The organism is Rhizobium sp. PRIMUS64, from assembly GCF_023006465.1.
GTDB lineage: Bacteria > Pseudomonadota > Alphaproteobacteria > Rhizobiales > Rhizobiaceae > Rhizobium > Rhizobium leguminosarum.
In genome coordinates this window covers 32,540-40,581 of record NZ_JALBGX010000061.1, presented here as the reverse complement: position 1 = coordinate 40,581, position 8,042 = coordinate 32,540, and the positions used below count along the sequence as shown (strand labels likewise).

Genomic DNA, 8,042 nt, shown 5'->3' with positions numbered 1-8,042 from the left:
CGCGTGGCGATGCGGGACGGGGCCTTACACCGCTCGCCGAATTCCGGTCGGCCGGAGGCGGCCATGGCGGGTGCGCTGAACGTCCAGCTCGCCGGGCCGCGCATCTATGGCGGCGTCATCGTGCGTGAACCGATGATCAACGACGCCGGCCGCGACGTGGCGACCTCAGGCGACATCGAGGACGGCGTATCGGTGTTCTACGCCAGCTGCATGGTGCTCGCCGGTGTTACGTTCGGGCTGTTTTTGTGTTTTCTGTAGGGTTGTGCCGTGCATGCCCCAGTGGACAGGTCAGGCTCAAACGTTTATTCCGACCGCCTCATATCTCGTCAGACCGGAAGTAGAGCGATGACAGTTCAGGTTGAATTACCGTGCCCGAAGTGCAAGAGCACCAAGATGAAGTTCGAGCGGCCCGAGATCCGGGAGACCGACATCATCACCTGTGCGGCCTGCGGGCATAATCTCGGCACGATGGCCTCAATCCGCGAGAAGATGAACAAGGCCTACCAAGGGCTCAAGAAGCCTTCGGCGGCACGCAAGCTCCAGTGAGCAGGTGTCACTATCTTCCGGCGCTAGCTCCTGCTTTGGCTCGTTAAAATTGTGATTACCATTCGGATTAAAGCAATATAACAAGTATTGCCGTAGTCTCTCTTCGTGAGGGCGCAATTAAGCTGCGCGAGTTCGAAGAGGGCTATGATGAAGACGATTTTGGCGGCTGCGGCCGCAAGTTTATTGCTGCAGTTTTCTCCCGTTGCCGCTCAGGCAGCAACGCTGGTCGCCAATATCAGCATCGGCAAGCAGATGATGACCGTTTCCGAGAACGGCTTCGTCAAGTATCGCTGGAAGGTTTCGACCGCGCGCAACGGCTATGTCACGCCGACCGGTTCGTGGAGCGCCAAGTGGCTGTCGCGCGATCACCGCTCCAGAAAATACGACAATGCGCCGATGCCCTTTGCCGTCTTCTTCAACGGCGGTTACGCCGTTCACGCCACCTTCGACCTTAAACGCCTGGGTCGGCCGGCCTCGCATGGTTGCGTTCGCCTGCATCCCGACAATGCCGCCCAGTTCTTCTCGCTGGCGCGGCAGGCCGGCCTTGCCAATACCCGCGTCGTGATCACACGTTAATCCCAGATCAGCGCCTGAACCCGAATTCGACAGCTGATTCCTTCTACGCGCTAATCCCAGATCAGCGCCGCTCCCGAAATCGGCAGTTGACCCCAGTTTACGCGCTGATCATCCTCTCCAGCTCATCCATGTCGGGGACGATGATATGCCGGAAGTTCTCGATGCGAATGACGCCGCTCTTGCGCAACCTGGTCATCTGGCGGCTGACGGTTTCGATCGTCAGACCGAGGAAATCGGCGATCTCGGCGCGGGATAGCGGCAGGTCGAAGGCGGTGCTTGTGGCCGTTTGCGGTTCGGCATGGGTGGCGATGAGGTGGAGTAGGCTTGCGACCTTCTCCTCGGCGGTGCGCCGGCCGAGCGTCAGCATCCATTCACGCGCCGCATCCAGCTCCTTCAGCGCCTGATCGTGCAGGCTACGCTGCAGTTCCGGCGTTTCCGATATCATGCGGTCGAGCAGGCTGCGCGGGAAGACGCAGATTTCGGCATCGGTCGCAGCCTCGGCCGACAGCGTGCTTTCGCGCACGAAGGGCCTGCCGACGAAATCGGGAGCGAATTGCAGGCCGACGATCTGCTGGCGCCCGTCCGGCATCACCTTGCAGAGCTTCACCACCCCGCGCATGATGTTCGAATAGAAAGAGCTTTCCGACCCTTGTGCGATGATCTCGCAGCCGGCATCGACCTTGCGGCGCAGCGAGTGGCGGCCGAGGTCCTTCAACTGACCGCTCGACAGTACGCCGCAGACGACGCCGTGCCGCGCCTGGCAGGAACGGCAGGCGACGGGGATACCAACCTCGAGAACCCCACTATGTGCGACGTCCATATCCTGATCCCTTCGAAATCCGCATGTGCCGGGCGTAGATGCGCATGCCGGGCATACCGGGCATACCGTAGACGATTACGCCGCGATTGCGGGTTCGGCTATCCCGATTTCTTCCAGCGCGGCTTGATGATTATCAATTTCGCCGGGATCGCGATTTGATCCAGATCAAAGTTTGCGTGCCCTGGTTGTTAATGGAAGTGCGGCGTCGAGACGAGGCCGTCCGTGGGTTTGATTCGTGCGGCTTCTTCGCCCTCGCTGGTGAGACGGGTTTTCTGCAGCGGCATCGCCTCGCGCCTTGGGTGACGGCAAAGGCCGGCATTCCATTGCTGTTTAGGCAACACCCAGCCGGCAAATTGCCCCAACGCCGGGACGAAAGCATTGGCTTTTGAAATGGATTTGCCTATGAGGGGGTTTAAATCGTCATTTCATGAGGTACAGCGCGTGACCGCTACATTCGATAAAGTTGCCGACATTATTGCAGAAACCAGTGAGATCGACCGCGCGACGATCACGCCGGAGAGCCATACGATCGACGACCTTGGTATCGACAGCCTCGATTTCCTCGACATCGTCTTTGCGATCGACAAGGAATTCGGCATCAAGATCCCGCTCGAAAAGTGGACGCAGGAAGTCAATGAAGGCAAGGTTTCCACCGAAGAATACTTCGTGCTGAAGAACCTCTGCGCCAAGATCGACGAGCTCAAAGCAGCCAAGGCCTGAGCGATATAACAGTCTTTTTTGAACGCCCTGCCGCCCCGAATATGGCGGCCGGGCGATTTTGTTCCTAAGTAGGCGTCACCGGCGGGCGGATCTGGCCTGTCGGGCCGGAGGATCCGAATGCTGCTGGAATATTTCCAGATGATTGACCGCGTCGAAGCGGTGGACCTGAAGAAGGGCACGCTTAGGGCGCGATCCGTCGTGCCGGCGCAGAGCCCCGTCTTCGAGGGTCATTTTCCCGGCATGCCGCTCGTTCCCGGCGTGCTCCTGATCGAGACCATGGCGCAGGCCTCCGGCATGCTGGTGCTTGCCGTCACCAATTTTGCCGCCATGCCCTTCCTGATGACAGTCGACGGCGCGAAGATGCGCACCTTCGTTGAACCGGAAGCCGTGCTCGACATCGAGGCGGTGCTCGAGCATGACGGTTCGGGGTTCGCGGTCACCAAGGCTAAAATCACCAGCGGCGGCAAGAAGGTCTGCGATGCGCAGCTGAAACTCCGCACTATGCCGTTTTCCGAGGTGCCGCTCGGCGATATCGTGAAGAAACGTGCCGGCGAGATCGGGCTTCTCGAAGCGATCGCGGCGCAGGGAGTGATTGGATGAGCAAGGCTGCAAACGACGTCGTCATCTCGGGCATCGGCATCGTCACCTGTCAGGGCGTCGGCAAGGATGCGCATATCGCGCTGCTTTCGGCCGCCAGCACGCCGAAGGCGATCGTCGAGACCGAGAAGTTCAAGCCCTATCCGGTGCATCCACTGCCCGAGATCGACTGGTCGCAGCAGATCGCCAAGCGCGGTGATCAGCGCCAGATGGAGAACTGGCAGCGCATCGGCGTCTTCGCCGCCGGCCTTGCGCTCGATGATGCCGGTTTCAAGGATGATATCGAAGCCTGCGGCACGATGGACATGATCGTGGCGGCCGGCGGCGGCGAGCGCGACATCAATGTCGACACACTAATCGTCGACGAAGCGCTGAAGCGCAATGACCGCGAGCTGCTGCTCAACGAGAAGCTGACGACGGAGCTCAGGCCGACGCTGTTCCTCGCCCAGCTTTCTAACCTGCTCGCCGGCAATATCTCGATCGTGCACAAGGTCACCGGCTCGTCGCGCACCTTCATGGGCGAGGAAGCGGCCGGCATATCCGCCGTCGAGACCGCCTTCTACCGCATCAAATCAGGCGAATCCTCACATGCGCTTGTTGGAGGCGCCTTCGCGGCCGAACGGCCTGATATGATCCTGCTCACCGAAGCGATCGGCGCCCATGCGCGCGGCGACTGGGTGCCGCTCTGGTCGCGCAAGCCGAGCGACGGCGGCGGCATGATCACCGGTTCGGCAGGCGCTTTCCTGGTGCTCGAATCGCGCAAACACGCCGAAGCCCGCGGCGCCCATATCTATGCTGTCATCGACGCAGTCGAGGGCGATCGCGGCAACCGCAATTCCGGCAATCTCGAAGTCCGGCTGGAGCGGCTTTTGGCACCGGCTGCCGGGCTTGCGGCCGAAAGCACGGCGATCTTTTCCGGATCGACCGGCATGCACGATCTTGCCGCCCGTGAACGGGCGGTGCTCGAACATCAATTGCCGGACTTTGCGATCCGCGGCTTCGGCGGCGTCACCGGCCATACGATCGAGACGCAGTTTACGCTGGGTCTTGCGCTCGCCGCCCTTGCCGTCGACGGCAAGGCCAAGGTTCCGCCCTTCGATGCCGCCCACGAGGCGCCGATGCGGGCAGGGGCCACCGCCGCCGTCGTGACCACGGTTGGACACCAGCGCGGCGAGGGCGTTGCCGTTCTTTCCGCAGATGCGTGAGGAGTGAGAGATATGACAGCTTCCGCTTATAGAGATCATCTCGGCCGTCCGATCGTGGCTGTTACCGGCATGGGCATCATCACCTCGCTCGGCCAGGGCCTCAGCGACAACTGGGCAGCGCTTTCGTCAGGCACGTCGGGCATCCACGAGATCAACCGCTTCCCGACTGAGGGCCTGTCGACGCGGATCGCCGGCACCGTCGATTTCATCGGCATTCCGGTGCCGAACGCCGTCGAGCGCTCCTATGCCTTTGCGCGCGAGACGACGATCGAGGCGCTGGCCGATGCCGGCCTTTCCGGTGATTTCAACGGTCCGCTATTCCTCGCCGCCCCGCCGATCGAGCCGGAATGGAGCGCGCGCTTCGAGCTTGCCGACCGTTCGCCGGCCTCCGACCATCCGGGTGATGCCTATGAGCGTTTCCTGACGGCGCTGCGCCAGCGTCCGGACCCGGCCTTCCATGAGGCGGCTCTGTTCGGCGCGATTTCAGAGCGCCTTGCCGACCGGTTCGGCACCCGCGGCCTTCCCGTGACGCTGTCGACCGCCTGTGCCTCCGGCGTCACGGCGATCCAGCTCGGCATCGAGGCAATCCGCCAGGGCCGCACGAATCGGGCGCTGACGGTCGCGACCGACGGATCGCTGAGTGCCGAAGCGCTGATCCGCTTCTCGTTGCTGTCAGCCCTTTCGACGCAGAACGATCCGCCGACCAAGGCTTCCAAGCCATTCAGCAAGGATCGTGACGGCTTCGTCATCGCCGAGGGCGCGGCGACCCTGGTGCTGGAATCGCTGGAATCAGCAGTCGCCCGCGGCGCCAAGGTGCTCGGCATCATGAGGGGCGCCGGCGACAAGGCCGACAGCTTCCACCGCACCCGGTCGTCGCCGGATGGCGGCCCGGCAATCGCGACGATCCGTGCAGCCCTTGCCGACGCCGGCATGGACGAGAGCAGCATCGGCTACATCAATGCGCACGGCACCTCGACGCCGGAGAACGACAAGATGGAGTATGGCGCGATGTCGGCTGTGTTCGGCGAGCGGCTCGTCGGCATTCCGGTTTCGTCGAACAAGTCGATGATCGGCCATACGCTGACGGCGGCGGGCGCTGTCGAGGCGGTGTTCTCGCTGCAGACGATGCTGACCGGAACGCTGCCGCCGACCATCAACTACAACAACCCCGATCCGTCGATCGTTCTCGATGTCGTGCCGAACAAGAAGCGGGAAGCACAGGTTTCAGCCGTGCTTTCCAACTCCTTCGGCTTCGGCGGGCAGAATGCCAGCCTTGTCATGGCGCTCGAACCGGCTTAAGCGGTTCCCGACAATTTTTCGAGACGAGATGACGCCTTCAGGCGAGGGATTTTGCCATGCGCGCTTTGCAACTGATCGACGACCGCAAGCTTGAGATCACCGATCTGCCGGAACCGGATGCTCCAGCCGCTGGCGAGGTGACGCTGCGCGTCAAGGCGGTGGCGCTCAACCATATCGACGTCTGGGGCTGGCGCGGCATGGCATTTGCCAAGCGCAAGATGCCGCTGGTCATCGGTGCGGAAGCCTCCGGCGTGGTGGAATCGATCGGGCCGGGCGTCTCCAACGTGCTGCCGGGCCAGCTCGTCTCCATCTACGGCGCGCGCACCTGCGGCCTCTGCCGCCCCTGCCGCGAAGGCCGCGACAATCTCTGCGAACATGTCTCGGGCGTGCACGGCTTCCATCTCGACGGCTTTGCGCAGGAGAAGGTCAACCTGCCGGCGCGCCTGCTGGTGCCGGCTCCTCCCGGCGTCGACGCGATCGGCGCGGCGCTTGCTCCGGTCACTTTCGGCACGGTCGAGCACATGCTGTTCGACAATGCCAAGCTAGAGCCGGGCGAGACGATCCTCGTCCATGCCGGCGGCTCCGGCATCGGCACGGCGGCAATCCAGCTTGCCAAGAAGATCGGCTGCACCGTCATCACCACGGTCGGCTCGGACGACAAGATCGAGAAGGCCAAGGCGCTCGGCGCCGATCACGTCATCAACTACCGCACCGACCGTTTCGAGGGCGTGGTGCGCAAACTCACCAAGAAGAAGGGCGTTGACGTCGTCTTCGAACATGTCGGCAAGGACACCTGGGCAGGCTCGATGCTCTGCATGAAGCGGGGCGGGCGGCTCGTCACCTGCGGCTCGACCTCGGGTGTTTCCACAGAGATGAACCTGATGATGCTGTTCCAGCAGCAGCTGAAGCTCTTCGGCTCGTTCGGCTGCCGCATGGAGAACATGGCGGATGCGATGCAGAAGATGGGCCGCGGGCTCGTCCATCCGGTCATCGATACCGAGGTCAGCTTCGGCGATATCGATCGGGCACTGGAGCGGATGGAATCGCGCCAGATCTTCGGCAAGATCATCCTGAAGATGGATTGACCGCGTGAAGCTGTTCATCACCCGGATCGTTCTGGCGCTCAGGAATTTCCAGCAATGGCTGGTGGCGCAGATGATGTTCGGCTTTCTGAATTTCCTGAAGCTGTTTCCGGCCGATGGCGCGATCCGCTTCGCCGACAGGATGATGCGCCGCCTCGGCCGGCTGACCAGCCGCCACAGACTGATGCTGACCAATCTGCGCAACGCCTTTCCTGAAAAGAGCGAGGCCGAGATCGAGGAGGTCGCGCTCGCCAGTTGGGGCAATATGGGCCGGCTTGCTGCAGAATACGTCTTCCTTGACCAGCTGTTCGACTATGATCCCGAAAAGTCGGAGCCGGGCAGGGTGGAGGTGTCGGGCGTCCCGATCTTCCTAGACCTGCGCGACAATCCGCGCCCCTTCATCGTCTTTACCGGCCATACCGCCAATTTCGAGCTGCTGCCGGTGGCGGGCGCCGCCTTCGGGCTCACGGTAACCGTGCTCTTTCGGCCGCCGAATAATCCTTATGTCGCCAAGAAAGTGTTCGACTTCAGGAGCGCGCGTATGGGCAAGCTGGTGCCCTCGCATGCCGGCTCCTCCTTCGCGCTCGCCCGTCAGCTGGAAGCAGGTCAGGGCGTCGGCGTGCTGGTCGACCAGAAATTCCGCAAGGGGCTGAAGGGCACCTTCTTTGGCCGCGACGTGAAGACCAATCCGCTGCTGCCGAAGCTGGTGCGCCAGTTCAACTGCGAAGTCTATCCGGCGCGTTGCATCCGTCTGCCGGGAAATCGCTACCGGCTGGAAATCGAGCCACGGCTGGACATGCCGCGCGACGCCAATGGCAATCTCGACCTGCCGGCGGCCGCCCAGCTGCTCAACGACAAGGTGGAAAGCTGGGTGCGGGAATATCCGGAACAGTGGCTCTGGTATCACGACCGCTGGCAAATCAAGCAGACGCTCGCGCCTTAGAGCAGGATGATTAAATAATTAGAGCACGATGTCGCGTGAAAACCGCTCACACTTTCGGCATCATGCTCCAAAAACGTCCACCCTCATTTATCAGCGGTGAAAAGCGGCAGGTGCTCTCGGATTGAAACTGAGGGCACTTCATGTTACCCGTCACCACCAAGACGCGAATAATGTCTACCGGAAGGCGCATTTTTGGGAAATGCAGCCATATGAGGTTTCGGACTCGTCTCTTGGGAAAATGGGAGTGGAGGCGT

The 8,042-nt window shown here is 61.9% G+C and carries 11 protein-coding genes; 10 read left to right on the top strand and 1 reads right to left on the bottom strand.

Going from position 1 to position 8,042, the window contains the following annotated elements:
• The 3 genes from MOV76_RS22535 to MOV76_RS22525 form a co-directional block, all read left to right on the top strand.
• Nucleotides 1-258: cobalamin biosynthesis protein (locus MOV76_RS22535; RefSeq protein WP_247265323.1), on the top strand; the 258-nt coding region annotated here is incomplete at its 5' end.
• 87 nt (nucleotides 259-345) lie between these two features.
• Nucleotides 346-546 (top strand): hypothetical protein, encoded by a 201-nt coding sequence (locus tag MOV76_RS22530; protein ID WP_018074603.1) that lies wholly within the window; start codon nucleotides 346-348, stop codon nucleotides 544-546.
• Nucleotides 547-690: 144 nt separating this feature from the next.
• Nucleotides 691-1,122, top strand: a complete 432-nt coding sequence (locus MOV76_RS22525) for a L,D-transpeptidase (protein WP_196767180.1) — start codon at nucleotides 691-693, stop codon at nucleotides 1,120-1,122.
• A gap of 97 nt (nucleotides 1,123-1,219) precedes the next feature.
• Here MOV76_RS22525 and MOV76_RS22520 read toward each other — a convergent pair whose 3' ends face one another.
• A complete protein-coding gene (locus tag MOV76_RS22520) occupies nucleotides 1,220-1,942 on the bottom strand; it encodes a Crp/Fnr family transcriptional regulator (RefSeq protein WP_018447299.1) in 723 nt (240 codons plus the stop codon).
• Between the two features lie 155 nt (nucleotides 1,943-2,097).
• Between MOV76_RS22520 and MOV76_RS22515 the strand changes: the two genes are divergently transcribed.
• The 7 genes from MOV76_RS22515 to MOV76_RS22485 all read left to right on the top strand — a co-directional run bounded on the left by MOV76_RS22515 (nucleotide 2,098) and on the right by MOV76_RS22485 (nucleotide 7,788).
• Nucleotides 2,098-2,331, top strand: a complete 234-nt coding sequence (locus tag MOV76_RS22515) for a hypothetical protein (RefSeq protein ID WP_130716548.1) — start codon at nucleotides 2,098-2,100, stop codon at nucleotides 2,329-2,331.
• Nucleotides 2,332-2,383: 52 nt separating this feature from the next.
• Nucleotides 2,384-2,662: an acyl carrier protein gene (locus MOV76_RS22510; RefSeq protein WP_003540486.1), complete on the top strand. Its 279-nt coding sequence runs from the start codon at nucleotides 2,384-2,386 to the stop codon at nucleotides 2,660-2,662.
• A gap of 117 nt (nucleotides 2,663-2,779) precedes the next feature.
• Nucleotides 2,780-3,262 carry a 3-hydroxyacyl-ACP dehydratase FabZ family protein gene (locus tag MOV76_RS22505; protein ID WP_018447301.1) on the top strand — a complete coding sequence of 161 codons (483 nt, stop codon included), beginning with the start codon at nucleotides 2,780-2,782 and terminating at the stop codon, nucleotides 3,260-3,262.
• A complete protein-coding gene (locus tag MOV76_RS22500; RefSeq protein ID WP_018447302.1) occupies nucleotides 3,259-4,464 on the top strand; it encodes a beta-ketoacyl-ACP synthase in 1,206 nt (401 codons plus the stop codon). Before MOV76_RS22505 ends, MOV76_RS22500 begins: the two co-directional genes overlap by 4 nt.
• Nucleotides 4,465-4,476: 12 nt before the next feature.
• The gene (locus MOV76_RS22495; protein WP_018447303.1) at nucleotides 4,477-5,763 is read left to right on the top strand and encodes a beta-ketoacyl-ACP synthase; all 1,287 of its coding nucleotides are present in this window, start codon (nucleotides 4,477-4,479) and stop codon (nucleotides 5,761-5,763) included.
• A gap of 56 nt (nucleotides 5,764-5,819) precedes the next feature.
• Nucleotides 5,820-6,848, top strand: coding sequence for a zinc-binding dehydrogenase (locus MOV76_RS22490; RefSeq protein WP_018447304.1), 1,029 nt, complete (start codon nucleotides 5,820-5,822; stop codon nucleotides 6,846-6,848).
• A 4-nt stretch (nucleotides 6,849-6,852) separates the two neighbouring features.
• Nucleotides 6,853-7,788, top strand: a complete 936-nt coding sequence (locus MOV76_RS22485) for a lipid A biosynthesis lauroyl acyltransferase (RefSeq protein WP_018447305.1) — start codon at nucleotides 6,853-6,855, stop codon at nucleotides 7,786-7,788.
• Nucleotides 7,789-8,042 lie beyond the last annotated feature (254 nt).

What these genes read in the sequence shown, in the direction of transcription:
- MOV76_RS22530 (WP_018074603.1), top strand. Translation starts at nt 346, where the DNA reads ATGACAGTTCAGGTTGAATTACCGTGCCCGAAGTGCAAGAGCACCAAG.
- MOV76_RS22525 (WP_196767180.1), top strand. Translation starts at nt 691, where the DNA reads ATGATGAAGACGATTTTGGCGGCTGCGGCCGCAAGTTTATTGCTGCAG.
- MOV76_RS22520 (WP_018447299.1), bottom strand. Translation starts at nt 1,942, where the DNA reads ATGGACGTCGCACATAGTGGGGTTCTCGAGGTTGGTATCCCCGTCGCC.
- MOV76_RS22505 (WP_018447301.1), top strand. Translation starts at nt 2,780, where the DNA reads ATGCTGCTGGAATATTTCCAGATGATTGACCGCGTCGAAGCGGTGGAC.
- MOV76_RS22500 (WP_018447302.1), top strand. Translation starts at nt 3,259, where the DNA reads ATGAGCAAGGCTGCAAACGACGTCGTCATCTCGGGCATCGGCATCGTC.
- MOV76_RS22495 (WP_018447303.1), top strand. Translation starts at nt 4,477, where the DNA reads ATGACAGCTTCCGCTTATAGAGATCATCTCGGCCGTCCGATCGTGGCT.
- MOV76_RS22490 (WP_018447304.1), top strand. Translation starts at nt 5,820, where the DNA reads ATGCGCGCTTTGCAACTGATCGACGACCGCAAGCTTGAGATCACCGAT.